Origin of the sequence: Frateuria sp. GZRR35, from assembly GCF_051900415.1 — a bacterium.
GTDB lineage: Bacteria > Pseudomonadota > Gammaproteobacteria > Xanthomonadales > Rhodanobacteraceae > Frateuria_A.
This window is the reverse complement of sequence record NZ_JBHZGL010000011.1, coordinates 23,785-49,878: the sequence shown is the minus strand read 5'-3', so window position 1 is coordinate 49,878 and position 26,094 is coordinate 23,785. Positions and strand designations below refer to the sequence as shown.

General features: G+C 68.5%; 25 protein-coding genes. All 25 read left to right on the top strand.

What is annotated here, in order from left to right:
* Positions 1 to 8 precede the first annotated feature (8 nt).
* The gene (locus tag ACFWZ3_RS13075) at positions 9 to 653 is read left to right on the top strand and encodes a flagellar hook assembly protein FlgD (protein WP_439708155.1); all 645 of its coding nucleotides are present in this window, start codon (positions 9 to 11) and stop codon (positions 651 to 653) included.
* Between the two features lie 18 nt (positions 654 to 671).
* Positions 672 to 1,892, top strand: a complete 1,221-nt coding sequence (flgE, locus tag ACFWZ3_RS13070; protein WP_439708154.1) for a flagellar hook protein FlgE — start codon at positions 672 to 674, stop codon at positions 1,890 to 1,892.
* A gap of 21 nt (positions 1,893 to 1,913) precedes the next feature.
* Positions 1,914 to 2,654, top strand: coding sequence for a flagellar basal-body rod protein FlgF (gene flgF / locus ACFWZ3_RS13065; protein WP_439708153.1), 741 nt, complete (start codon positions 1,914 to 1,916; stop codon positions 2,652 to 2,654).
* A gap of 17 nt (positions 2,655 to 2,671) precedes the next feature.
* A complete protein-coding gene (gene flgG, locus ACFWZ3_RS13060; protein ID WP_439700108.1) occupies positions 2,672 to 3,457 on the top strand; it encodes a flagellar basal-body rod protein FlgG in 786 nt (261 codons plus the stop codon).
* A 12-nt stretch (positions 3,458 to 3,469) separates the two neighbouring features.
* On the top strand, positions 3,470 to 4,147 hold the full coding sequence (gene flgH, locus ACFWZ3_RS13055) for a flagellar basal body L-ring protein FlgH (protein WP_439708152.1): 678 nt from the start codon (positions 3,470 to 3,472) through the stop codon (positions 4,145 to 4,147).
* Between the two features lie 191 nt (positions 4,148 to 4,338).
* On the top strand, positions 4,339 to 5,406 hold the full coding sequence (locus ACFWZ3_RS13050; RefSeq protein WP_439708232.1) for a flagellar basal body P-ring protein FlgI: 1,068 nt from the start codon (positions 4,339 to 4,341) through the stop codon (positions 5,404 to 5,406).
* A 17-nt stretch (positions 5,407 to 5,423) separates the two neighbouring features.
* Entirely contained in the window at positions 5,424 to 6,521 is a 1,098-nt protein-coding gene (gene flgJ, locus ACFWZ3_RS13045) for a flagellar assembly peptidoglycan hydrolase FlgJ (RefSeq protein ID WP_439708151.1), read from the top strand.
* A 216-nt stretch (positions 6,522 to 6,737) separates the two neighbouring features.
* Entirely contained in the window at positions 6,738 to 8,606 is a 1,869-nt protein-coding gene (gene flgK, locus ACFWZ3_RS13040) for a flagellar hook-associated protein FlgK (RefSeq protein ID WP_439708150.1), read from the top strand.
* 12 nt (positions 8,607 to 8,618) lie between these two features.
* A complete protein-coding gene (gene flgL, locus ACFWZ3_RS13035; protein WP_439708149.1) occupies positions 8,619 to 9,812 on the top strand; it encodes a flagellar hook-associated protein FlgL in 1,194 nt (397 codons plus the stop codon).
* Between the two features lie 268 nt (positions 9,813 to 10,080).
* A complete protein-coding gene (locus ACFWZ3_RS13030) occupies positions 10,081 to 11,538 on the top strand; it encodes a flagellin N-terminal helical domain-containing protein (RefSeq protein WP_439708148.1) in 1,458 nt (485 codons plus the stop codon).
* Between the two features lie 64 nt (positions 11,539 to 11,602).
* Positions 11,603 to 13,000 carry a flagellar filament capping protein FliD gene (fliD, locus tag ACFWZ3_RS13025; RefSeq protein WP_439708147.1) on the top strand — a complete coding sequence of 466 codons (1,398 nt, stop codon included), beginning with the start codon at positions 11,603 to 11,605 and terminating at the stop codon, positions 12,998 to 13,000.
* Positions 13,001 to 13,014: 14 nt separating this feature from the next.
* A complete protein-coding gene (gene fliS, locus ACFWZ3_RS13020) occupies positions 13,015 to 13,425 on the top strand; it encodes a flagellar export chaperone FliS (RefSeq protein ID WP_439708146.1) in 411 nt (136 codons plus the stop codon).
* A complete protein-coding gene (locus tag ACFWZ3_RS13015) occupies positions 13,422 to 13,700 on the top strand; it encodes a flagellar protein FliT (protein WP_439708145.1) in 279 nt (92 codons plus the stop codon). Before fliS ends, ACFWZ3_RS13015 begins: the two co-directional genes overlap by 4 nt.
* 199 nt (positions 13,701 to 13,899) lie before the next feature.
* Positions 13,900 to 14,454, top strand: coding sequence for a PilZ domain-containing protein (locus ACFWZ3_RS13010; protein WP_439708144.1), 555 nt, complete (start codon positions 13,900 to 13,902; stop codon positions 14,452 to 14,454).
* A gap of 380 nt (positions 14,455 to 14,834) precedes the next feature.
* A complete protein-coding gene (locus ACFWZ3_RS13005; protein WP_439708143.1) occupies positions 14,835 to 16,262 on the top strand; it encodes a sigma-54 dependent transcriptional regulator in 1,428 nt (475 codons plus the stop codon).
* A 253-nt stretch (positions 16,263 to 16,515) separates the two neighbouring features.
* Positions 16,516 to 16,839, top strand: coding sequence for a flagellar hook-basal body complex protein FliE (gene fliE / locus ACFWZ3_RS13000; protein WP_439708142.1), 324 nt, complete (start codon positions 16,516 to 16,518; stop codon positions 16,837 to 16,839).
* Between the two features lie 47 nt (positions 16,840 to 16,886).
* Entirely contained in the window at positions 16,887 to 18,560 is a 1,674-nt protein-coding gene (fliF, locus tag ACFWZ3_RS12995) for a flagellar basal-body MS-ring/collar protein FliF (RefSeq protein WP_439708141.1), read from the top strand.
* Between the two features lie 6 nt (positions 18,561 to 18,566).
* The gene (gene fliG, locus ACFWZ3_RS12990; protein WP_439708140.1) at positions 18,567 to 19,571 is read left to right on the top strand and encodes a flagellar motor switch protein FliG; all 1,005 of its coding nucleotides are present in this window, start codon (positions 18,567 to 18,569) and stop codon (positions 19,569 to 19,571) included.
* Entirely contained in the window at positions 19,571 to 20,185 is a 615-nt protein-coding gene (locus ACFWZ3_RS12985) for a FliH/SctL family protein (protein WP_439708139.1), read from the top strand. Before fliG ends, ACFWZ3_RS12985 begins: the two co-directional genes overlap by 1 nt.
* Positions 20,186 to 20,459: 274 nt before the next feature.
* Positions 20,460 to 21,800, top strand: a complete 1,341-nt coding sequence (gene fliI / locus ACFWZ3_RS12980; RefSeq protein ID WP_439708138.1) for a flagellar protein export ATPase FliI — start codon at positions 20,460 to 20,462, stop codon at positions 21,798 to 21,800.
* Positions 21,797 to 22,228: a flagellar export protein FliJ gene (gene fliJ / locus ACFWZ3_RS12975; protein ID WP_439708137.1), complete on the top strand. Its 432-nt coding sequence runs from the start codon at positions 21,797 to 21,799 to the stop codon at positions 22,226 to 22,228. The genes fliI and fliJ overlap by 4 nt, the downstream gene beginning before the upstream one ends.
* Before the next feature lie 67 nt (positions 22,229 to 22,295).
* Positions 22,296 to 23,303 carry a flagellar hook-length control protein FliK gene (locus ACFWZ3_RS12970; protein ID WP_439708136.1) on the top strand — a complete coding sequence of 336 codons (1,008 nt, stop codon included), beginning with the start codon at positions 22,296 to 22,298 and terminating at the stop codon, positions 23,301 to 23,303.
* 924 nt (positions 23,304 to 24,227) lie between these two features.
* Positions 24,228 to 24,737 (top strand): flagellar basal body-associated FliL family protein, encoded by a 510-nt coding sequence (locus ACFWZ3_RS12965; RefSeq protein WP_439708135.1) that lies wholly within the window; start codon positions 24,228 to 24,230, stop codon positions 24,735 to 24,737.
* Between the two features lie 10 nt (positions 24,738 to 24,747).
* Positions 24,748 to 25,761, top strand: a complete 1,014-nt coding sequence (gene fliM / locus ACFWZ3_RS12960) for a flagellar motor switch protein FliM (RefSeq protein WP_439708134.1) — start codon at positions 24,748 to 24,750, stop codon at positions 25,759 to 25,761.
* Positions 25,758 to 26,093, top strand: a complete 336-nt coding sequence (fliN, locus tag ACFWZ3_RS12955) for a flagellar motor switch protein FliN (RefSeq protein WP_439700130.1) — start codon at positions 25,758 to 25,760, stop codon at positions 26,091 to 26,093. The genes fliM and fliN overlap by 4 nt, the downstream gene beginning before the upstream one ends.
* The last annotated feature ends 1 nt before the right edge of the window (position 26,094 follow it).

Sequence of the window (26,094 nt, the reverse complement as noted above, 5' to 3'; positions counted from 1 at the left end):
GAGCGGCCATGAGCGACCTCGCCATCAATTCCAGCAACGCCGCCGGCGCCGCCAGTGCGCTCGGCCAGACCAAGACGCTGAGCCAGGCCGACTTCCTCAGCCTGCTGATCCAGCAGATGCGCAACCAGGACCCGACCCAGCCGATGGATTCCTCGCAGATGGTCAGCCAGCTCGCGCAGATCAACCAGGTGTCGGCCACGCAGAACCTGCAGACCTCCTTCGACGCGCTCGCGCAGTCGATGCAGGGCAACCAGTTGCTGCAGGCCTCCAGCATGGTCGGCCGCGACGTCACCGTGCCTTCGGCGGTCGGTCGCCTGCAGGGCGGCAGCCTGGACGGCGCGGTGAACGTGCCCGATGGCGGCGGCCGCACGCTGGTGCAGATCGTCGACACCGCCGGCAACGTCGTGCGCACGATCGACCTGGGCACGCAGACCGCCGGCCTCACCGATTTCCACTGGGACGGCACCGGCAACGACGGCGAGCCGCTGCCCCCGGGCACCTACGGCCTCGCCGCGCAGACCGGCAACACCGCGGTGGCTACTTATGTCACCGGCAAGGTCGCCGGTGTGGGCATGACCGGCGCCGACGGCGCCTATCTCGACGTGGACGGTTTCGGCGGCGTGCTGCTGAGCCAGGTCGCGCGCGTCAACTAATTCATCAGGGGAAAACCGATGGCTTTCAATATCGCGCTGAGCGGCCTGAACGCGGCGTCCAAGGACCTCGAGGTCACCGCCAACAACATTGCCAACACCGGCACCACGGGCTTCAAGGGTTCGCGCGCCGAGTTCGCCGAGCTGTACAACTCGGCCGGCCGCAACCTCTCGGCGACCGCCATCGGCAGCGGCGTGCGGCTGGCCGACGTGGCCCAGCAGTTCGCCGCCGGCAACGTGGAGAACACCGGCAACAGCCTGGACTTCGCGATCAGCGGCGATGGCTTCTTCACCATGCGCGACGGCAAGGGTTACTCCTACACCCGCGCCGGCGCGTTCAACCAGGACAACAACGGCTACGTGGTCAACACCAGCGGCCAGCACCTGCAGGTGTTCCCGCCGGCCGGCAACGGCTTCGACACCAGCACCATGGTCGACCTGCAGCTGACCAACGCGCAGAGCGCAGCCAAGGCCACCGGCAGCGTCGAGATGTCGCTGAACCTGCCGTCGGATGCCGCGGCACCGACCACCACGCCGTTCAACCCGACGGACGCGCTGAGCTACAACCAGGCGACGCCGTTCACCGCCTACGACTCGCTCGGCGCCACCCACAACGGCACCGTCTACTACGTCAAGGGTGCCGCGCCGAATACGTGGAACGCCTACCTGTACGTCGATGGCGTCTCGGCCGGCGCACCGCAGACCCTTTCCTTCAACACCAGTGGCGCGCTCGCGACCCCGGCCGGCGGCAAGCTCAACTTCCCCGCGCTGGCGGTGACCCCCGGCGCCGATCCGCTGACGCTGTCGATCGACGTCAACAAGGTCACCCAGTTCGGCAACGCCTACGCGCTGAGCTCGATCAACCAGGACGGCTACCCCAGCGGCACGCTGTCGGGTATCGACGTGTCCAGCGAGGGCGTGGTGCAGGCCAAGTATTCCAATGGCCAGGCCGTGTCGCTCGGGCAGCTTGCCCTGGCCAACTTCAACAACCTGCAGGGCCTGCGCCAGCTCGACAACACCGGCTGGGCCGCCTCGTTCGATTCGGGCACCGCGATCATGGGCGTGGCCGGGCAGGGCACCTTCGGCGCGGTGCAGTCGGGCGCGCTGGAATCGTCCAACACCGCCGACCTCACCGCGCAGCTGGTGAACATGATCAAGGCGCAGCGCAACTACCAGGCGAACGCGCAGGTGATCTCCACCGACGACAAGCTGACCCAGACCATCATCAACATCCGCAACTGACGCTGACGTCCGGAGTCCCGCATGGATCGTTCGCTTTACGTCGCCATGACCGGCGCCACGCAGATGATGCGGGCGCAGACCGAAGTGGCGCACAACCTGGCCAACGCCGACACCGTCGGCTTCAAGGCGCAGATGTCGGCCTTCCAGGCGCTGCCGGTGCAGGGCCCGGGCATGCCCACGCGCATCAACGGCGTGGCGCAGGGCGAAGGCGTGGACCTGCGCTCGGGCGCGGAGATCCAGACCGGCCGCGAACTGGACGTCGCCGTGCAGGGTGACGGCTGGCTCGCGGTGCAGGCGGCCGACGGCAGCGAGGCTTATACCCGCGCTGGCAACCTGCAGCTGACCGCCGACGGCCTGCTGACCGATTCGCGCGGCAACCTGGTACTCGGCGACGGCGGCCCGATCAGCCTGCCGCCGGCCACCCAGGTGTCCATCGGCAACGACGGCACCGTCTCGGTGGTGCCGACCGGCCAGGGGCCGGAAACGATCGCCTCGGTCGGCCGCCTGAAGCTGGTCAATCCGCCGGCCAACCAGCTCGCGCTGGGCAGCGACGGCCTGATGCACCTGGCCGGCGGCGGCACCGCGCCGAGCGATCCGGCGGTGGGCATCAAATCCGGCGTGCTCGAGTCGAGCAACGTCAACCCGTCGCAGACGCTGGTGCAGATGATCGAGCTCTCGCGCCAGTACGAACTCCAGGTCAAGGCGATCAAGAACGCCGACGACAACGCGCAGTCGGCGACCCGCCTGCTCTCGCTCACCTGATTTACTAGGAGACAACCATGTTCTCTTCCCTGTGGGTCGCCAAGACCGGTCTGGATGCGCAGCAGACGCGCATGGACGTGGTCTCGCACAATCTCGCCAACGCCAACACCACCGGCTTCAAGAGCTCGCGCGCCTCGTTCCAGGACCTGGTCTACCAGAACCTGCGCCAGCCCGGCGGCCAGACCACCGAACAGACCAACGCCCCGTCCGGCCTGATGCTGGGTACCGGCGTGCGCGTGGTCGGCAACGAGAAGTTGTTCACCCAGGGCAACATCGAGCAGACCGGCAACTCGCTGGACCTGGCGATCCAGGGCCGCGGCTTCCTGCAGGTGACCCAGCCCGACGGCACCATCGCCTACACCCGCGACGGCTCGCTGCACATGGACCAGAACGGCCAGGTGGTCACCGCCAACGGTTACGCGGTCGACCCGGCGATCACCATCCCCGCCAACGCCCAGTCGATCACCATCGGCAGCGACGGCACGGTCAGCATTACGCTGCCCGGCCAGGCCGCGCCGCAGCAGGTCGGCACCGTGCAGCTGGCCGACTTCATCAACCCGGCCGGCCTGCAGCCCAACGGCGACAACCTTTACCTGGAAACCGCATCGAGCGGCTCGCCGCAGATCGGCCAGCCGGGCCTCAACGGCCTGGGCACGCTGGCGCAGGGCGCGCTGGAGTCCTCCAACGTCAACGTGGTCGAGCAGATGGTCGACATGATCGAGACGCAGCGGACCTACGAGATGAACTCCAAGGCCATCTCCGCCGCCGACCAGATGCTGCAGTTCCTCACCAACAAGACCTGAGCGTAAGCCGCGATGAGCCTGTTCCGCCTTTCCACCGCTGCCTTCGCGCTGTCGCTGCTCGCCGGCTGCATGGCCATGCCCGCACGCGACGACGGCGAGTGGGCACCGACCCCGCCGATGCAGCCGGAGGTCGCCGCCGCCCCTGCCGACGGCGCGATCTACCACGACAACCAGAACATGGAACTGTTCTCCGATGCGCGCGCGCACCGGGTGGGCGACATCCTCACCATCGTGCTGGTGGAAAGCACCCAGGCCAGCAAGAAGGCCAGCACCAGCACCAGCAAGAAGGACAAGGCCGACGTCGCCGCGCCCACCATCATGGGCAAGGACCTGACCATCAACGGCAACCCGCTGAGCGTGGGCCTGGACAGCGAACGCAACTTCGACGGCAGCGGCTCGTCGAGCCAATCCAACCAGCTCACCGGCCAGATCACCGTCACCGTGGCGCAGCGGCTGTCTAACGGCAACCTGATTGTGCGCGGCGAGAAGTGGCTGACCATCAACCAGGGCCAGGAGCTGGTGCGCATCGCCGGCATCGTGCGCCCGCAGGACATCGGCCAGGACAACACCGTGGCTTCGACCCGCGTCGCCGACGCGCGCATCAGCTACACCGGCCGCGGCACGCTGGCCGATGCGAACACGCGCGGGTGGCTGTCGCGCTTCTTCAATTCCAAGTGGATGCCGTTCTGATGAAGGCCCAGCTGCCCGTCCCGCCCGAGCCGATGGAAGAAGCCCCCGAGGTTTCCGCGACGCCGGCGCTTTCTACCAACGGCGAGCCGTACGACCACTCGCGCGCCCAGGAAACCCGACGCACCGCGCTCAGCCGCGCATTGCAGCGCTGGCGCAGCTTCGGCCTGCACGTGGTGGCCGCGCTGGTGGCGATGCTCGCCTGTGCGCCGCTGCACGCGGACAAGATCCGCGACCTGGCTTCGGTCGGCGGCGTGCGTTCCAACCAGCTGATCGGTTACGGCCTGGTCGTGGGCCTCGATGGCAGCGGCGACCAGACCACCCAGGCCCCGTTCACCACCCAGAGCCTGGAGAACATGCTCCAGCAATTTGGCATCACCGTGCCGCCGAATGCGCGCCCGCAGCTCAAGAACGCGGCGGCGGTGACCATCACTGCGGAACTGCCCCCGTTCGCCAAGCCCGGCCAGGCCATCGACGTCACCGTCGCCTCGATCGGCAACGCCAAGAGCCTGCGCGGCGGCGAACTGCTGATGTCGCCCCTGCGCGGCGCCGACGGCAACGTGTACGCGATCGCGCAGGGCAGCGTAGTGGTCGGCGGCATCAGCGCGCAGGGCAAGAGCGGCTCCAGCGTGCAGGTGAACATCTCCGCCAGCGGCCGTATTCCCAACGGCGCGTCGGTCGAGCGCAGCGTGCCCAGTTCGTTCGCCGGCGCCGGCGACCTGATGCTCAACCTCAACACCCCCGACTTCACCACCGCCGCGCGTGTCGCCCAGGCGGTCAACACCGCCTTCGGCGCGGGCACCGCCACGCCGGTCGACGGCGGCACCATTTCCGTGCGCGGCCCGCAGGATCCGGCGCAGAAGGTCGCCTGGCTCGGCATGATCCAGAACCTGGATGTCACCCCGGGCGACGCCCCTGCGCGCGTGGTGGTCAATTCGCGCACCGGTACCGTGGTGATCGGCTCGGACGTCAAGGTCACCGCCGCGGCGGTGGCGCACGGCGCGATCCAGGTCACCATCAGCGAACAGCCGCTGGTCAGCCAGCCCCAGCCGTTCTCGCGCGGGCAGACCGCGGTGGTGCCCAGCTCCGACGTGCAGGTCAGCGAGGACGGCGCGCACATGTTCAAGTTCGGCCCGGGCGTGAGCCTGGACACGATCGTGCGCGCGGTGAACCAGGTCGGTGCCGGTCCGAGCGATTTGATCTCGATCCTGCAGGCGCTCAAGCAGGCTGGCGCGCTTCATGCAGAGCTCGTGGTGATCTAGCGACACGCGACGGAAACATGACGCCCGCCAACGCCTCCCTGCCAGCACTCGACACCTGGACCGACCTGTCCGGGTTCAACCAGTTGCGCGCGCAGGCCAAGGGCGACGACAAGGCGGCGTTGCCGAAGGTCGCCAAGCAGTTCGAGGCGATCTTCACCCAGATGATGCTCAAGTCGATGCGCGAGGCGAACGCCAGCTTCGGAGACAACGACGTCGGTGACAGCCAGCAGGGCAAGGCCTACCGCGACCTGTTCGACCAGCAGCTTTCGCTGTCGCTCTCGCAGGGCAACAACGGCCTGGGGATCGCGCGCATGCTGGTGCGCCAGCTCGGCGGCAAGGACGCCGAGCCCAAGCCCGCACCGACGACGGACAACAAGGCCTTGCTTGCCAGCGTCGCCGCGGGCGCGTTGCCCGGTACCGCGGCCGCCAGCCTGTTCGCCCCCCTCGCGGCCGGCGCCGAGGCGGGCACCCGCGCCCTGCTGCACCTGGGCGAACGCGCCCAAGGGCAGGGCGACGGCCTGCTGCCGCTGACCGCCGATGCCAACGCGGCGCAGGGCTGGCGGGCCACGCTCGGCGAACTGGCGCAGGGCGCGGTCAACGTAGTGAGCAAGTTCATTCCCGGCGATCCGGCCGGCTTCGTGCGCGCCATGGCGCCGCACGCGCAGGCCGCTGCCGACAAGCTCGGCGTCTCGGTGCGCGCGCTGCTGGCGCAGGCCGCGCTGGAAACCGGCTGGGGCAAGCACCTGCCGCACCGGCACGACGGTTCCAGCAGCTTCAACCTGTTCGGCATCAAGGCCGGTGGCAGCTGGGGCGGCGACAAGGTCAGCGTGCCCACGCTCGAGTACGAAGGCGGCGTGGCGGTGCGCAAGCGCGACAACTTCCGCGCCTACGACAGCCCGTCCCAGGCCTTCGCCGATTACGCGCGCATGCTGGCGGACAACCCGCGTTACGCGCAGGCGCTGGGCAAGGGCGAGAACATCGCCGGCTTCGCCCATGCGTTGAGTCGTGGCGGGTACGCCACCGATCCGTCGTACGCGGCCAAGATCACCGCCATCGCCAACAGCCCGCAGATGCGCGAGGCGCTGGCGGCGCTGGACGCAGGGACGTTCAAGTGACGCGTCAAGTTGCCGTCACAGGGGGCATGACGTGTGCCTCCGCGCAAGGCTTCCCCCATCCGCCCTTCGGGCACCTTCCCCCGTGGGACGGGGGAAGGATTCGAAGTGCGACCTACCGAGCCTTCCCCCGTTCCACGGGGGAAGGTGCCGACAGGCGGATGGGGGAGGCCTTGCCTCGCCCCCCACGCCCGCGCGTCACCCGAACGGAAAACCTCCATGGCTGACCTGCTTTCCACCGGCGTCTCCGGCCTGCTCGCCGCCCAGGTGGGCCTGAGCACCACCGGCCACAACGTCTCCAACGCCAATACCGACGGCTACAGCCGCCAGCAGGTGACCTTCGCCGCGCGCGCGCCGCAGGCCGAGGGACGCTATTACGTCGGCACCGGCGTGGATACGCAGGCAGTGCAGCGCGCCTACAGCCAGTACCTCAACACCGCGCTGTGGTCGGCCTCCTCGTCCAAGGGGCGCGCCGACGCCTACCAGGCGCTGACCGACCAGCTCAACAACCAGCTCTCCGGCAGCAGCAACCTGCAATCGTCGCTGGATACCTTCTTTGGCGCCGTGGAAGACGTAGCCAATGCCCCGGCTGATGCCTCCGCCCGTGGTGTGCTGCTGGCCCGCGCCGGCGCGCTGGCCAGCACCTTCCGCGCGCTGTCCGGTCAGTTCGACAGCCTCGATGGCCAGGTGCAGCGCCAGGTGACCGACACCGTCGCCGCGATCAACAGCGACAGCGCCGCGATCGCCAAGCTCAACGAGCGCATCCGTTCCTCCAGCGGCGCCGAGCCGTCTGACCTGCTCGATCAGCGCGATGCGCTGATCAGGAAGCTCTCGGGCGAGGTCGGCATCAGCGTGGCGACGCAGAACGACGGCACGCTCAGCGTGTTCGTGGGCAACGGCCAGGCGCTGGTCAGCGGCACGCAGTCCTACGAGCTTGGCACGGCGCCGAACACCTACGACGCGACGCGCCTGGAAATCGTCGACAAGGGCACCGGTGCGGTGCTGAGCGGCCGCATCGGCGGCGGCACGCTGGGTGCGCTGCTCGACTTCCGCAGCAACGTGCTCGACCCGGCGCAGAACCAGCTCGGCCGCGCCGCGCTGGCGATGGCCGACGCGTTCAACACGCAGCACGCCCAGGGCGTGGATCTCAACGGCCAGGTCGGCGGCGAATTCTTCACCGTGGCCGGCCCGACCGTGCAGGCGGCCGGTGGCAACGCCGGCAGCGCCACGATCTCGGCCAGCATTGCCGACCTTGGTGCGCTTGGCAGCCAGGACTACACGCTGTCCTTCGATGGCAGCGCCTGGAATCTGAAGGACGGCAGCGGCGCCGCGGTGGCGATGACCGGCACCGGCACCGCCGCAGACCCGTTCGTGGCCGGTGGTTTGAGCTTCGTGGTCGGCGGCGGTGCAGCCAGCGCGGGCGACAGCTTCCGCATCCAGCCCAGCCGCAACGCAGCCGGCAGCATGAGCGTGGCGGTCACCGACCCGAACAAGATTGCCGCCGCCGTGCCGCTGCTCGGCAGTGCCGCCAGCGCCAATACCGGCAGCGCCAGCGTTGGCGCGCTCGCCGTCGCCAACGGTAGCGATCCCAACCTGTTCGCCGCGTCGAACATCGTATTTTCCTCGCCCACCAGCTATAGCATCGACGGCGGCCCGGCGCAGACCTTTACTCCCGGCACGCCGATCGTGCACAACGGCTGGAGCCTCACCCTGGACGGCGCGCCCGCCGCCGGCGACAGCTTCGGCGTCAAGGCCAACGCCAACGCGCGTGGCGACAATGCCAATGCGCTCAAGCTCGGCGCGGTCGCCAACCTGGGCGTACTCGATGGCGGCGCCACCAGCGTCGGCCGCGCCTATGGCCAGCTGGTCGGCCAGGTTGGCAGCGCCGGTTCGCTGGCCGACGACGCGGCCAAGACGCAGGGTGCCGTGTACAACCAGGCGATGGCGGCACAACAGAGCGTCAGCGGCGTGAACATGGACGAGGAAGCGGCCAACCTGGTGCGCTTCCAGCAGGCCTACCAGGCATCGGCGCAGATCATCACCGCCGCCAACACCGTATTCAACGCGCTGCTCGGCGCGTTCAAGTAAAGGATCGGAGCCATGCGCGTCTCCACCAGCTGGATGCAGCAGCAGTCGGTCAACACGATGATGGACCGGCAGGGCGACCTGTCCGGCATCCAGACCCAGATGGGTACCGGCAAGCGCATCAACCAACCCTCTGACGATCCCGTGGGCGCGGCGCGCGCGGTCGAGCTGACTCACCTGGGCGCCGACACCGCCCAGTACCAGCGCAACATCACCTCGGCCAATGCGCGGCTGGGGCTGGAAGACCAGGTACTCGATTCGGCCAGCAACGTGCTCGGCCGCGTGCGTACCCTGCTGCTGCAGGGCATGAACGCCACGCAGACCGACGAGTCGCGCAGCGACATGGCCGCCGAGATGGTGCAGCTGCGCGGCCAGTTGCTGGGCATCGCCAACAGCAAGGATTCGCAGGGCGACTACATCTTTGCCGGCAATCGCACCGGCGCGCAGCCGTTCATGTCGCAGGCCGGTGGCGTGAGCTACGTCGGTGACGAAGGGCAGCGCATGGTGGCCGCAGGCCCCGGCCTGCAGGTTGCCACCGGCGATCCTGGCAGCGGCATCTTCATGAATGTCCCTACCGGCAACGGCACCTTCGCCGTCGCCGCCGGCGCCAGCAACGGCGGCACCGCCGTGGCCGGCGCGAGCAGTGTCGTCGACGCCGACGCGTGGGATGGCGCGAGCTACCAGGTGACATTCACCGCACCGGACACGTTCGAAGTACGCGATGGCGGCGGCGCGCTGGTCACCAGCGGAAGCTATGACGCCGACAAGGGCGGCACTGTTGCCTTCCGCGGCGTGCAGGTGGCGTTCTCCGGGACGCCGGCGGCTGGCGACAGCTTCAGCGTGGCGCCCTCGTCCGACCAGAGCATGTTCGACACGCTGGACGGCATCGTCGCCACGCTGACCCGGCCCGGCAGCGGCGGCGCAGACATGCAGAACGCGCTCAACGGCCAACTGGCCAATCTCGACCAGGCCGTCGGTTCGGTCATCGAGGCGCGCGCTGCCGTAGGCGGGCGCATGAACGCGCTCGACCAGCAGGCCTCGCTCAACGACGACCTGACGCTGCAGTACAAGAGCGCGCTGTCCAACGTGCAGGACCTGGATTACTACGATGCGGTGAGCAGGCTGAGCCTGCAAAGCTCCGCGTTGCAGGCGGCGCAGCTGACCTTCAGCAAGCTGCAGAACATGTCGTTGTTCGATTACATCAAATAGCGCACAGCCGTGTAGGAGCCCGCTTGCCGGCGATGCCCTTCTTCCCGCGAGATCAAGGCAGAAGCATCGCCCGCAAGCGGGCTCCTACAAGAGATTGGATGGCGTTGCGCGTTCGATTCAAACGAAACATCGAAAAAAGCAGTTGACCCGCTCAAGTTTCCATGATCGACGTCGAAAAAGGTCCTGAGGCGGCGGTGTTCCCAACGGAATCCCCGCTGGCTACCACCGCCGGCCACCGGCACACAAGACCCTATTCGGAGAAATTCCCATGGTCATGAGCGTCAACACCAACATCAGCTCGCTGAACGCCCAGAACAACCTGGCCAAGTCGCAGAGCAAGCTCTCCACCGCGATCGAGCGCCTGTCCTCGGGCATGAAGATCAACAGCGCGAAGGACGATGCCGCCGGCCTCGCCATCTCGACGCGCTTCACCACCCAGATCAACGGCCTGAACCAGGCTGTCAGCAACGCCAACGACGGCATCTCCCTGGCGCAGACGACCGAGTCGGCGCTGAACGAGGTGACCAACAACATGCAGCGCATCCGCACCCTGGCGGTGCAGTCGGCGAACGCCACCAACTCCGACAGCGACCGTCAGGCGCTGGACGCGGAAGTGCAGCAGCGTCTGGCCGAGATCACCCGTATCGCGCAGCAGACCACCTTCAACGGCCGCCACGTGCTCGACGGCAGCTTCGGTTCGGCCGCGTTCCAGATCGGTGCGAACGTCGGCGAGACCATCTCGGTCAACCTGAGCCAGGGTGCCGGTGCCAAGCAGGTGGGCCAGATCGCCCAGTCCTCGACCGGTGACATCAGCGCCAAGTTCGCCACGGCCGGTTCGGCCGCCGTGCCGGGCACCAAGGCTTCGTTCACCACCGATGCCATCACCCCCGGGGCGAACCTGACGGGCAAGTCGTTCGATATCGATGGCACCACCGTCAATCTGGGTGACTACACCGGCGATGCAGACAACTCCAATCTGATCAGCGACATCAGCGGTGCGCTGGGCAGTGGCTACACGGTGACCGACGCCGGCAGCAACAAGATCAAGATCGAGAAGGCCACGGCCAGTGACGGCGCCATCACGGTCGCCGATACCGACACTGTCGTCGGCACCGGCACCAGCGTGACCGGCGTGGCCGACGTGGCCGCCGTTCCGGCTAGCTCCGAATTGAGCCTGGTCGATGGCGACCTGACCATCAATGGTACCGAGATGACCGGCACCTACAAGGATGCGCAGAGCCTGGTCGACGCGATCAATGCCAAGGGCATCACCGGCGTCTCCGCCTACTACGACAGCGAGACCAAGTCGGTCCACCTGAACTCGCAGGATGACCTGACCGTCGACGGCGCCAAGGCCGGCGCGGGCGAGCTGAACTTCTCCGGTGCGGGCACCACCCCCATCAGCGCAGGCAGCAACCTGGCCGCCAGCGACGTCAAGACCGTGGCCGGTGCCAACGACACCATCAGCCGCATCGACTCGGCGCTGAGCACCATCAGCTCCATGCGCAGCGACCTGGGTGCGGTGCAGAACCGCTTCAGCTCGACCATCGCCAACCTGCAGACCATCTCGCAGAACCTGTCTGCCTCGCGCAGCCAGATCCAGGATGCGGACTTCGCGGCCGAAACGGCCAACATGTCCAGCGCGAACATCCTGCAGCAGGCCGGTGTCTCGGTGCTGGCCCAGGCCAACTCCACCACGCAGAGCGTGCTCAAGCTCCTGCAGTAATTGTTGAAACCCGGAACGGTCGCGGCAACGCGACCGTTCCCCTCATTCCTTAGGACCGATATCCATGGCAATCACCGTAGGCACCACCGCTCCGACGACGGGCTTGCTGACTTCCATGGGCGTGGGTTCCGGCATCGACGTGGACAAGCTGGTGACCACGCTGGTGAACGCCAAGAAGGCGGGGCCACAGAGCCAGATCACCAACCAGGCGGCGCAGGCCAATACCCTGCTGTCCGGGTTGGGCCAGATCAGCAGCGCGCTCTCCGCGCTGCAGTCCGCGATGGTCCCCTTGAGCGATGGCAGCGCCTTCAGCGCCCGCTCGTTGACCAGCAGCGACACCGACGTACTCGGCGCCAGCAGCGCCGGCACGCCGGTCGGCGGCAGCTACAAGATCGAGGTGACCAAGCTGGCCACCTCGCTGAAGGCCTCTTCGGGCGCCTTCGCCAAATCCGACACGGTGGTCGGTACCGGCACGCTCACCCTTGCGGTGGGCGACCAGTCGATGAGCCTGACCATCGACAGCAGCAACAACACGCTGGCGGGCATCCGCGACGCGATCAACAAGTCCAAGGACAACCCCGGCGTCTCGGCCACCATCGTCACCGGCACGGACGGTGCGCACCTGGTGCTCAGCGGCACGCGCACCGGCGCGGCCAATGGCTTCGTGGTCTCCAGCAGCGGCGGCGACGGCGGCCTGGCCGCGCTCAACTACGATGCGGCGGCCTCCAGCGGCAACGCGCTCAACGTGATCACCGCCGCGCAGGATGCCGAGTACACCATCGACGGGCTGCCCGGCCACAGCGCCGGCAACACGGTCGCCGGTGCGATCGACGGCATCAGCCTGAACCTGGTCAAGGAAGGCACCAGCACGCTCACCGTCGCCAACGACGGTTCCAAGGCGACCAGCGCGCTGACCAACCTGGTCAATACGTACAACAGCTTTGTGGGCATCTACCAGGCGCTCACCAAGTACGACGCCACCACCGAAACCGCCGGTGCGATGATCGGCGACGCCACTGCCAACAGCATCAACAGCACGCTCTCGCGCCTGGTTGGCGGCATGGCCAACGGTGGCTCGCTGGCGGACCTGGGCATTTCGTTGCAGGTGGACGGCAAGCTCAAGCTGGACAGCGACAAGCTGTCCAAGTCGCTGGCCGACGGCGGCAAGCAGGCCGCTGCGCTGTTCGACGGCGACGATGGCCTCGCCACCAAGCTCAACGCCCAGCTCGACCAGTGGGTCGGCAGCACGGGCGTGATCGCCAGCCGCACCGACAGCCTGGCCAAGCAGCTGAAGGACCTGTCCGCGCAGCAGACCGCACTGGACAGCCGCATGGCTGATCTCACGGCGCGCTACCAGGCCCAGTTCACCGCGCTGGATACGCTGATGACCAAGCTCAACAGCACCAGCAGCTACCTCACCCAGCAATTCGACGCGCTCACCGCGGCGAGCAAGAACAAGTAAGCGAGGAACCGACCATGGCATTCGGATACGGCGCAGGCGCCTACCAGCAGATCCGCTCGCACGGCGGCGTGGAATCGGCCGATCCCCATGGCCTGATCACGTTGCTGATGGACGGCGCGCTGGAGCGCCTGGTCACCGCGCGCGGCCACATGCAGCGCGGCGAAATTGGCCCCAAGGGCGAAGTGATCGGCCGCTGTATCGAAATCATTGGTGGCCTGCGCGATGCGCTCAACCACGAGGTCGAGACGCCGCTGGTCGGCCAGCTCGACCAGCTCTACGACTACATGAGCCGCCGCCTGCTGCACGCCAACCTGCGCAACGACGTGGGTGCACTCGACGAAGTCAGCACGCTGCTGCAGAAGGTGCGAAGCAGCTGGGTACAGGTACCGCTCGAAGCGCGTCGCCCCACCGGCGCCGCCGCATGAACGACGCGTTGCCACTTGCCCTGACGCTGACCCGCGCCATGCTCGAGGCCGCCCGTGCCGGTGACTGGGAGCAACTGGTCGCGCTGGAGGCCGAACGCCATCCGCTGGTCATGCGACCGGTGACACAGGACGGGGACAGCGTGCGCCAACTGGGCGAACTGCTGGCGCTGGATCGGGAGTTGAGTGCACTGGTCACCCAGGCACGCGACCACGCCGGCGAGCAGTGGCAGGTCGGGCAGGACCGCGCCCGCGCGATCGCCGCCTACGGCGGCTAAAGCGTTGCTCCCTCTAAGGGCTGGGGTGAGGAGGGGCCAAGGCTTGCGGGAAGTTTCGAGCCTCTGCTCCCTCTCCCCCTGCGCTCATCAAAGATGAGAAAGATCGGGCGAACGTCGTCCTGCGGACGAAGCTATTCATAAGAACCGGCCCGCCGCTTGCATACTCACCCCCGATGAAAGCCCCCGTCGGAGAAACGACATGACCGCCAGCGCCTGGAACGAGTTCGAGCAGCGGCTTGCCTGCGAGGACAGCTGGCATGCCGACAGCCAGGCGCTTGCCTGGCCGCTCCCCGAAGGGCTCGCCCAGCGCCTGGCCGAGCGCAATGCTGCCGCGCTCGCTTCGGTCGCCGCGCTGGAAGAACGCCGCGCCGAAACCCCTGACGACGACAGCCCGGTGATGCAGGAACTGTCGAGGCTGGACGCCAAGCTCAACGCGCTGATCGACATGATCAACCGCGTGGCGACACCCGCCGATGCGCTGCCGCCGCGCCAGGCGTTGCGCTTCAACGCCATCGGCGCCGTATTGCCGGCGGCGCTGGTTCCCGCTGGCGAGGGGCTGATGTTGCGCCTGCGCTTCGACGCCTGCCCGGGCATGCCGCTGGAGCTGCCCGCGTACGTGGAACGCCGGTTCGACGACGGCAGCGCCTTCGTCGCCTTTCACACACTGGGCGATGGCGTCGCAGCGTCACTCGAACGGTTCGTGTTTCGTCACCACCGACGCAAAGTGGCAGGTGCGCGTCAGGCTGGCATCTGACCGTCCGCCGTCGCAGCGTGAAGCGCTGCACGGCCAACTCGTGAAGCACTTCACAAAATCACCACATCCCGCGCCGTCCGTTTGACGGTGGCCCGGGGTGACGGTGTCGTGCTGTGTCACTCCGCCGACGGATGCGTGGCGCCGGCAAACCGTCGCCGTTGCTCGGTTCCCGCGTAACGTCCTTTCGACGCGATTTTCACATGTGACGCATTAGGGCCACTCGTCCGTCCGCGGACAGTGCGAACTGCCGTCCCTGCTGGCCTTCTTCTTGCTCCCTCCCTCGCGTGACCGGTGACGGAAAGCCGGCGGTCCAAGAAGTACGAACACTGCAGGACAGTCGGCGGTTCGTCGTTCAGAGCGTCAAGCGGAGGGCATACACAATGAGCAAGGTCGATTTCCTGGTGATCGAATCGAACGAGTCGCGCGCCGAATGCATCCTGTCGGCATTGCACTTCCTCGGTTACCACCCGCAGCGGGGCGAGGACTGCACCGCCGTGGAGGAATCGACCCACGCCTGGCGCGCCGTCTACGTCGGTACGGTCGAGGACGCTGAAGCGGCCGAGCGCCAGTTCGCCCTGCTGGGCGACGCTGCCAGCCACGTGCCGGTGCTGCTGGCCAGCGACTCCGAATGGGCTTCCCGTCTGTGCGCCGCCAGCTCCCCGTTTGCCGCCCGCGTCGGCATGGTCGAGTTCCCGCTGCGCTACGAGCAGTTGGCCGAGGTGATGCGCAGCCTGTACGCGCGCCTGCTCGGCGGCCGCCGCGGCGAGCTGCGCTTCGTCGGCGACTCCGCGCCGATGCGTCGCGTCAATGCGCTGATCCGCCAGGTCGCGCCGTTCGATTCGTCCGTGCTGGTGCTGGGCGAATCCGGCACCGGCAAGGAAATGGTCGCGCGCACCATCCACGAGTGCTCGCCGCGCCGCGACAAGCCGTTCGTGGCGATCAATTGCGGCGCGATCCCGGCCGAGCTGCTCGAAAGCGAGCTCTTCGGCCACGAGAAGGGCGCCTTCACCGGCGCGATCAGCACCCGCAAGGGCCGCTTCGAGATGGCCGAGGGCGGCACGCTGTTCCTGGACGAGATCGGCGACATGAGCCTGACCATGCAGGTCAAGCTGCTGCGCGTGCTGCAGGAGCGCGTGTACGAGCGCGTCGGCGGCAACAAGACCCAGCGCTGCGACGTGCGCATCATCGCCGCCACCCACCGCAACCTGGAGCAGGCGATCGCCGAGGGCAAGTTCCGTGAGGACCTGTTCTATCGCCTTTCGGTGTTCCCGCTGGAGATGCCGGGCCTGCGCGAGCACCTGGACGACCTGCCGGTGCTGATCAACGAGTTCAACCAGCGCCTGGCGCGCCGTGGCCTGGGCAGCGTGCGTTTCTCCGCCGGCGCGGTGAACGCGCTGCACCAGTACGCCTGGCCGGGCAACGTGCGCGAGCTGTGCAACCTGGTCGAGCGCCTGGCGATCCTCTACCCGCACGGCGAGATCCGCGCCAGCGACCTGCCGGAGAAGTACCGCGGCCGCCAAGTCGTGGAAGAAGTGCAGGGCGCCTCGCTGCTGGCCCTGATGGACGGCGCGCCGATGCCGGTCGCGATGGCCGCCGCCGTGGCGGTGGCCCCCGACGCGACCGTGCTGCCCGAAGGCGGGCTGGACCTCAAGGACCACCTGGCCGACATCGAAGTGGGCCTGATCCGCCAGGCGCTGGATGTCACCGGTGGCGTGGTCGCCCATGCGGCCAAGCTCTTGCACATGCAGCGCACCACGCTGGTGGAAAAGCTGCGCAAGTACGGCCTGCAGAACAGCCTGGCGGCCTGAGCCTTCAGCTCTTACTCCCTCTCCCCCAGCCGCAGGCCGGGGGAGAGGGTTGGGGAGAGGGGGAGGCCTTTCGCTCTTCGCTCTCGTCAAAAGCAGAGCCAACCCCAGGAGCCTCCCCGTCTCCCAACCCTCTCCCCCGGCATTGCCGGGGGAGAGGGCTAAGGCGGCATCTCCGCACTATCGGGGCCCTGCAGAGCTGGCACACCTCGTGCAACCCCACTTCTGAAAACCCGCCACGCGCCGGAAACCCGACATGAGCACCATCGACGTCAACAACCTGCTCGCCCAGATGCGCCAGATCTCCAGCCAGGTGCGTCCGGCGGAGACCGCGCTGAAGGCCACGCCGGCGGCGAAGGCGGACTTCGGCGCGCTGCTGAAGGAGTCGATCGGCAGCGTGGGGCAGAGCCAGCAGCAGGCCGGCCAGATGGCGGCGGCGTTCGAGCGCGGCGATCCGGGGGCGGACCTTGGCCGCACGATGGTGGCGATCCAGAAGGCCGACCTCTCGCTGCGCACGATGACCGAAGTGCGCAACAAGCTGGTCGATGCCTACAAGGAAATCATGAACATGCCGGTGTAAGCACCGGCCTGACGTTCTCCCTTTCGCTTTACGGATGATTCTTCCCCATGGCTGACAACGCCATCGCCACCACCGACAGCCCCGCCAACCGCTTCGACCTCAAGCAGCTCGCGCGCAGCCCGGCCTCCCGCCAGTTGCTGCTGCTGGTCGGCATGGCCGCGGCCGTCGCGCTGGGCGTGGCGGTGGTGCTGTGGTCGCGCGGCCCGAACTGGGGCCTGCTCTACGCGGGCCTGGGCCAGCAGGACGCCGCCGCGATCACGCAGGCGCTGCAGTCGACCAACACGCCCTACCAGCTCGGCAACGACGGCAGCTCGATCATGGTGCCGGCCTCCGACCTCGCTGCGGTGCGCCTGCGCCTGGCCGGGCAGGGGCTGCCGCAGGGAACGGCCACCAACTCCGTGCCGCAGGCCGACTCGCCCTTCGGCATGAGCGACCTGGCCGAGCGCACGCGCTACCAGCAGATGCTCGAGACCGACCTGGGCAACACCATCGGCAGCCTGCAGGGTGTGCGCGCCGCGCGCGTGCACCTGGCGCTGGCCAAGCCGTCGGCCTTCATCCGTGACAGCCGCGAGGCCAGCGCTTCGGTGCTGGTCACGCTCTATCCCGGTCGCCAGCTCGACGCCAGCCAGGTGGCCGCGATCGTGCACCTGGTCGCCGCCTCGGTACCGGACCTGGATGCCAAGCAGGTCTCGGTGATCGACCAGCAGGGCCAGCTCCTCACCGGCAGCGACCCGGACAGCGCCGCCGCGGTCGGCGACAGCCGCCTGCGGCTGGCGACGCGCATGGAAAACAGCTACGCGCAGCGCATCGAGGAACTGCTCACGCCGCTGGTCGGCCCGGGCAAGGTGCATGCGCAGGTCTCCGTGGACCTGGACTTCAGCGCCACCGAAAAGGCCAGCGAAACCTTCGACCACGAACACCCCGCGCTGCGCAGCGAGCAGACCAGCAGCGAACACCACGCCGACGGCAGCGCCGCCGAGGGTGGTGTGCCCGGTGCACTCAGCAACCAGCCGCCGGTGATGGCCGCGCAGCCGACCGCCGCCAACCCCAACGCCGGCGGCAAGGCCGCGGCCGCGCCGACCGCCACTGCGCAGACCAGCACCGGCGACAGCTCCTCCAGCGCCACCCGTAACTACGAACTGGACCGCACCATCAGCCACACCAGCGACCCGGCCGGCCGGCTGGCGCGCCTGAGCGTCGCGGTCGTGGTCGACAACAAGACCGTCAGCGGGCCCAAGGGCGACACCAGCGTGCCGTTCACCGCGCAGGAACTGGACCACCTCACGCAACTGGCCAAGAACGCGGTCGGCTTCGACCAGACCCGCGGCGACAGCGTCAGCGTGATCAACCAGGCCTTCCGCATGACGCCGGCCACCGATGCTCCCGAACAGGCGCCGCTGTGGCAGCGCCCCGGCGCGCTGGACCTCATCAAGCAGGCGATCGGTGTGCTGATCGCGCTGATCGTCGCCTTCGGGCTGCTGCGCCCACTGCTGAAGGGGTTGCTGCGCGGTGCGCCGCAGCAGGCTCTCGCCGTCGCCGGCAACGTGCCTACGGTTTCGGTGCGCATTGCCGATGACGAGGGGGACGAGCGGGACCGGCTGGCCGGACCGCAGGTGATCGGTTACGAGCAGAAGGTGGGCCTGGCCCGGCGCATGGTGAGCGACAACCCCAAACAAGTGGCGCAAGTGGTCCGCAACTGGGTCGGCGAGGATGGCGGCTAAGTGTCGATGAAACAGGAACCGCAAATCACCGGCGCCCAGCGTGCCGCGATCCTGCTGCTCACCCTGGGCGAGCAGGACGCCGCCGAGGTCCTCAAGCATCTGTCCGCGCGCGACGTGCAGGCGGTTGGCCAGGCCATGGCCAGCCTCAGCTCGGTCTCGCGCGAGCAGGTCGACAAGGTGCTCACCCGGCTGCACGACGACATGGGCTCGCAGACCGCGCTCGGCGTCGGCACCGAGGACTACATCCGCAAGATCCTCACCAACGCGCTGGGCGAGACCAAGGCCGGCAGCCTGATCGATCGCATCCTGCTCGGCCGTTCCAGCAAGGGGCTGGAGTCGCTGAAGTGGATGGAAGGCCGCGCCATCGCCGAGATGGTCGGCCAGGAACATCCGCAGATCATCGCGCTGGTGCTGGCCCACCTTGAACACGACCAGGCCGCCGAAGTGCTCGGCTACCTGCCGGCGCGCACGCGTTCGGACGCGATCATGCGCATCGCCACGCTCGATGGCGTGCAGCCGCACGCGCTCAACGAGCTGGACGAGATCATGGAGCGCCAGTTCTCCGGTAACACCAACAAGCTCAAGTCCGCCAGCGTGGGCGGCCTTAAGGCCGCGGCCAACATCCTCAACGCGATGGAAACCAGCCGTGAGGCCGAGTTGATGGCCGCCATCCGCAGCCACGATGCGAACCTGGGCAGCAAGATCGAAGACCTGATGTTCGTCTTCGACGACCTGGTGGAGCTGGACGACCGCTCGATGCAGGCGCTGCTGCGCGAAGTGCCGTCGCCGCGCCTGATCGTGGCGCTCAAGGGTGCCGAACCCTCGATCCGCGAAAAGATGTTCGCCAACATGTCCAAGCGCGCCGCCGACATGCTGCGCGACGACCTGGAAGTGGCCGGCCCCGTGCGCGTGTCCGAAGTGGACGCGGCGCAGAAGGAAATCCTCGGCATCGCCCGCCGCCTGGCCGATGCCGGCCAGATCACCCTCGGCAGTTCGGATGACCTGGTCTGATGAGTGCCGTGCTCACCCGCGAGGCAGGCGCCGGCTACCAGCGCTGGGAGCCGCCGCAGGTCGGCGGCGCGCCCGCCCCGGCGCCCGCCGAGGCGCCGAACCATCCGACCGTCAGCGACCTGGAAGCGCTCGAGCACCAGGCGCGTGAGGAAGGCCACGCCGCCGGCCTGGCCCAGGGCCTGGCCGAGGCGCGCGCGCAGGGGCGCGAGCAGCTGGCGCGGCTGGCATCGATCTGCGAGCAGGCGGCACGCCCGCTCGAAGCGCTCGATGCCGCGGTGGAGCAGGAACTGGCGCAACTGGCGATGCTCGTCGCCCGCCGCGTGATCGCCCAGGAACTGGCCGCGCGCCCGGAGCTGATCGCGCAGGCCGTGCGCCAGGCCGCCGCCGCGCTGCCCGCCGCCACGCGTGAGCTGCGCGTGCGGCTGCATCCGGATGATCTGGCCCTGATGCGCGAGCTGGAGGCCACCGAAACGCACTGGCAGCTGGTGGCCGATCCGGCGCTCAAGCGGGGTGATTGCCTGCTCGATAGCGAGCGCTCACGCCTCGATGCGCGGGTGGAAACGCGCCTGGCGGTGATGATCGACGCGGTGCTTGGCGACGAGGCAGGCGAGTGAGCGTGATGGGCTGCGGCAAGGCTTCCCCCATCCGCCTGTCGGCACCTTCCCCCGTGGAACGGGGGAAGGACCCGGTGGCGAGCGCTCATGCTCGATCCGTCCTGTCCGCCGCGGGGAAACGCGCAGATATTCGATCCTTCTCCCGCGTGCGGGGAAAGGGTGGTGCAGGGACGCTCGTCAGTGAATCCTTCCCCCGTTCCACGGGGGAAGGTGCCGACAGGCGGATGGGGGAAGCTCGCCGGATCCCCCATGCCATCACCCACCAGGCCGCCCCATGACCCGCGCCTGGACCGAGCAACTCGCCCGCCGCCGCCAGCGTGCGCAGGCCGCCCACACGCTCACCGTCGAGGGCCGCCTGCGCCGCGTGGTCGGCCTCACCCTCGAGGCCGAGGGCTGCGAAGCCGCGCTCGGCGCGCGTTGCCTGGTCGACACCGCCGACGGCAGCCAGCTCGACACCGAAGTCGTCGGTTTCGCCGATGAACGTCTGCTGCTGATGCCCGTCGGCGAAATGCACGGCGTGCTGCCCAACGCGCGCGTGCGCCCGCTCGCCCACGCCGGCGGCCTGCCGGTCGGCGCGGGCCTGCTGGGCCGCGTGATCGGCGCCGACGGCGTGCCGCTCGATGGCGAAGGCCCGCTCGACACCGGCGAACATGCCGCGCTCAAGGCCGAACCGATCAACCCGATGGCACGCAAGCCGATCGACACCCCGCTGGACACCGGCGTGCGCGCGATCAACGCGCTGCTCACCGTCGGCCGCGGCCAGCGCTTAGGGTTGTTCGCCGGCTCCGGCGTCGGCAAGTCCACGCTGCTGGGCATGATGACCAAGTACACCGACGCCGACGTCGTCGTGGTGGCCCTGATCGGCGAGCGCGGCCGCGAGGTGAAGGAATTCGTCGAGCACACCCTTGGTGTGGAAGGCCGCCGCCGCGCGGTGATCGTCGCCGCACCGGCCGATGCGCCGCCGCTCAAGCGCCTGCGCGGTGCGCAGTACGCCACCGCCATCGCCGAATGGTTCCGCGACCGCGGCCAGCGCGTGCTGCTGCTGATGGACTCGCTCACCCGCTACGCCCAGGCCCAGCGCGAGATCGCGCTGGCCATCGGCGAGCCGCCGGCCACCAAGGGCTATCCGCCGTCCGTGTTCGCCATGCTGCCGGCACTGGTCGAGCGCGCCGGCAACGATGCCGAGGGCCGCGGCTCGATCACTGCCTTCTACACCGTACTGACCGAGGGCGACGACTACCGCCACGACCCGATCGCCGACGCCGCGCGCGCGATCCTGGACGGCCACATCGTGCTCTCGCGCGACCTGGCCGAAGCCGGCCACTACCCGGCGATCGACATCGAAGCCTCGATCAGCCGCGTCATGCCGGCGGTCACCGCGCGCGAGCACCAGCGCGCCGCGCAACGTTTCCGCCAGGTCTACTCGTCCTACCGCCAGCAGCGCGACCTGATCGCGGTGGGCGCCTACCAGAAGGGCTCGGATCCGCAGGTCGACCAGGCCATCGTGATGTGGCCCAGGCTGCGCGGGTTCCTGCAGCAGGAAGTGGATGAGCCGATGAACCTCGCCGACGGCATCGCCGCCCTGAACGCCCTCGCCGCCGAGGCCACCGCGTGAGCAAGCGCGCCAATCGCCTGCAGCCGGCCGCTGACCAGGCCAAACAGCGCAGCGAAGATGCCGTGCTCAAGCTGGCCGAACAGCAGCAGCGGCTGGCCAAGGCCGAGCGCCAGCTCATGGAGCTGCGTGGCTACCGCCAGGAATACGCCACCCCTGCCGGTGTCGGTGGTTTGACGGCCACCGCGCTGATGAACCGCCAGCAATTCGTCGAGCGCATCGACCGGGCGATCGACCAGCAGGTGCTGGAGATCGAACGCCAGCGCCGCCTGCTCGATCAGGTCCGCGGCCTGTGGCGCGACGCGCACGCCCGCGAAGCCGCGCTGGACAACGTGATCGACCGCTACCGCGAGCAGGACCGCAAGGCCGAGGAGCGGCGTGAGCAGAACGACATCGACGAGCGCATGCAACACCGCCGCCCCGCACGCTAGGGCTTGGCGCGAAGTTTGCTGGCGTCTATCGACAGCACGCTGTTTGAAGCCTTGAGAGGAAGTGCCCATGAGCGCGACCACCGCCGCCGTGAACCCCGTCCAGCCGACCCCGCCGCCGGCCCGAACCGCCGCCAGTCCTGCTTCCCAGGCGGACGAGAGCCGCTTCGACCGCCACCTGGATGCCGCCCGCCAGCAGCACGGGCAGGCGCAGGACAAGCCGTCGCAGGACGACGCCCAGCACGAGGCGGCGACGGCAAAGTCGCCGGCAAAAGCCGAAACGCAGAAGCCGGCCGAAGCACCCGCGAAGGACGAGGGCAACCCGGACGCTGCCGCACTGGCCGCCGCCATGCTCGCGCTGATCGGGCAGGCCGCACCGGCCAAGCCGCTGACTGCGGCCGGCATGGTGGCCCATGCGGCGAACAAGTCGGTGACCGCCGGCACCGACGTGAAAACACCGGCCGCGATGGTGTTGCTCGCCAACACCGCGGCCACCGCGGCGGCGGCCAAGCCCTCGATCAACGTCGATGCCAAAGCGCTGGCGCCGATGATCGCCAAGCCCGCCGAGCAAAAAGACGCCCCGATCGACCTGGCGCAGCTCGGCAGCCTGTCCGCCAACCCGATGCCGGCCCCCGAGGCCGCCACGACCGTCGCCCCGGCGCACAGCCTCAGTGTCGCCAGCCCGGCCGGCACACCGGCGTTCGCGCAGGAGTTGGGCCAGCACGTGGTCTGGCTGGGCCTGCAGGACGTCAAGCAGGCGCGCATCCGCCTGCATCCGGAGGACCTGGGGGCGGTCGACGTCAAGGTCAGCATGAACCACGACCGCGTCGACGTGAGCTTCGCCGTGCAGCATCCGGCGGCCGTGCACGCTGTCCAGCAGACGCTGCCACAGCTTGACGCGTTGCTGGCCCAGCACGGCCTGGCGCTCGGCCAGGCGGACGTGGGACAGCGCCAGCAGCAGGGTGAAGGCGGGCGCGGCGGCGAGGCGAGCGGGACGATCGGAGAGATTGAGGCCGAGCCGGCCGTAATGGCGAGCACGCCGGTCGCGGCGCTCGGGATGCTCGATACGTTTGCCTGAGGGCTCACCCCCTCGACTCCGCTTGGACTACGTCCACGGTGAACGGGGCTGAGATCCGTTCGCGCTGAGTGCAGGCGCCGAAGCGTGCTCGTCGCACGCCGGCATGCATGCACCGCCGTGTGAGTCCGGTATCCCGCCCAAAAGCGCCCCCATCCGCCTGTCGGCACCTTCCCCCGCCTTCGCGGGGGAAGGACTCGGGCACGGGCGCCGCGATTTCGATCCTTCCCTTCCCCGTGTTCGCGGGGGAAGGACTCGGGCACGGGCGCTGCGACTTCGATCCTTCCCCTCCCCCCGCGTTCGCGGAGGAGGGTCTGGGCGCGGGCGCCGCGATTTCGATCCTTCCCCCGTTCACGGGGGAAGGTGCCCGAAGGGCGGATGGGGGAGGCCTTGCGAAAAGCCGCCCATCCGCCATCCGCCCCTTCACGCCCTCGCCGTGATCGCGACGCGCCTCTCGTCGCACGCCTGACGCTCATGCACCACGGTGTGAGTCCGGTATCCCGCCCAAAAGCGCCCCCATCCGCCTGTCGGCACCTTCCCCCGCGTTCGCGGGGGAAGGACTCGCGCTCGGGCGGCGCGACTTCGATCCTTCCCCTCCCAACGCGTTCGCGGGGGAAGGACTCGGGCGCGGGCGCCACGATTTCGATCCTTCCCCCGTTCACGGGGGAAGGTGCCCGAAGGGCGGATGGGGGAGGCCTTGCGAAAAGCCCCCCGCCCACCATCCGCCCCTTCACGCCCCCGCCGATTTCCAGGCGCCCGCCGTGATCGCGACGCGCCCGTTCCCCGGCACGCGTCAAGAAAGCGCCACGCCCGCCGCAAACCCCGCAGGACCAACGCTTTGCGCCGTGGCACGCGGATTGCAACGAGGCCCGTGCAAGGCGGCGCCCCGGGTGCCAGCCGAAGAAAAACGACAACCGAGGTTGAGGCATGGCAAGTACGGAACAGGAAGCGGTGGCGCCGGCGAAGAAGAAGCGCTCGCCGCTGGTGATCGGCCTGGTAGTGGCGCTGCTGGCGGTGTCCGGCGCATGCGCCTATCTGTTCGCCGCGCGCGGACACGACAAGCCCGCCGCCGCGGCCACCGACAAGGAAGGCGGTGTCGTCGCGCCGACCAAGACCCAACCGGAGTTCTTCCTGCCGCTGGACCCGGCCTTCGTGGTCAATTTCCGCGATGACGACGCCATGCGCTACCTGCAGGTCGGCGTCACGCTGATGTCGCACGACCAGGCTGCGCTGGACACCGTCAAGGGCGTCGACCCCGTCGTGCGCAACGCCCTGGTGATGCTGTTCAGCCGCCAGAGCTACTCCATCCTCAGCGACCCGGCCGGCAAGCAGAAGCTGCAGACCGAGGCGCTGGAGGCGGTGCGCAAGATCGTCCAGGCGCGGACCGGCAAGCCGGGCATCGACGCGTTGTACTTCACCAGCTTCGTGATGCAGTGAGGCATCGCCCATGAGCGACCTGCTTTCCCAGGACGAAATCGACGCGCTGCTGGATGGCGTCACCGGCGGCAGCGTCGCCACCGGCGAGGACGAGCCGCCGCCGACCGAGGCGGTGCAGGCCTACGACTTCACCCAGCAGGACCGCATCGTGCGCGGCCGCCTGCCGACGCTGGAGATGGTCAACGACCGCTTCGCGCGTTTCTTCCGCCTGGGCGTGTTCAACGTCCTGCGCAAGAGCTGCGAGGTGTCGGTGCTGGGCGTGAAGATGGTCAAGTTCGCCGAGTACGTGCACAGCCTGGCGGTGCCGAGCAACCTCAACCTGGTGCGCATCAAGCCGCTGCGCGGCACCGCGCTGGTGGTGTTCGAGCCGCGGCTGGTGTTCACGGTGATCGACAACTTCTTCGGCGGCGACGGTCGCTTCCACGCGCGCATCGAGGGCCGCGATTTCAGCGCGATCGAAAACCGCGTGATCCAGATCATGCTCACCGAACTGTTCGGCGCCATGAGCGAGGCGTGGAATCCGGTGCTGCCGCTGGAGTTCGAGTACATCAACTCCGAGATCAACCCGCAGTTCGCCAACATCGTCAGCCCGACCGAGACGGTAGTGATCTCGCGCTTCCATGTCGAGCTCGACGGCGGCGGCGGCGAGATCCACCTGACGCTCCCTTACGCGATGGTCGAGCCGATCCGCACGCTGCTCGACGCCGGCGTGCAGAGCGACCTGGCCGACCGCGACGACCGCTTCACCGAGCACCTGCACGAGGAAGTGCTCGACGCCGAGGTGGAGCTGAGCTCGTTGCTGCTTGAGGCGCAACTGTCGATCGGCGAGTTCCTGCAGCTGCGCCCGGGCGACGTGATCCCGGTGACGCTGCCCGAGCTGTGCACCGTCTTCGCTGAAGACGTGCCGGTGTTCCGCGGTCGCTACGGCCAGGCCAACGGCCAGACGGCGATCCAGTTCCAGTCCCATGTCGGCCGCCGCGAACGGCGCGCGTCCGGCGAGTTCACAGAGAAGAAAAGCGCATGACTGCCAACGACGCCGCGGTCGCCGACCGCATCGAATCCGACGCCCTGAACGGTTTTGCCGTCGAGGGTGGCGATGTCAACCTGGACATGATCCTGGACGTGCCGGTGACGGTCGCCATGGAGGTCGGTCGCACCCGCATCAGCATCCGCAACCTGCTGCAGCTCAACCAGGGTTCGGTGGTGGAGCTGGACCGCGCCGCCGGCGAGCCGCTGGACGTGTTCGTCAACGGCACCCTGGTCGCGCACGGCGAGGTGGTGGTGATCAACGAGAAGTTCGGCATCCGCCTGACCGACGTGGTCAGCCCGGCCGAGCGCGTGCGCAAGCTGCGTTGAT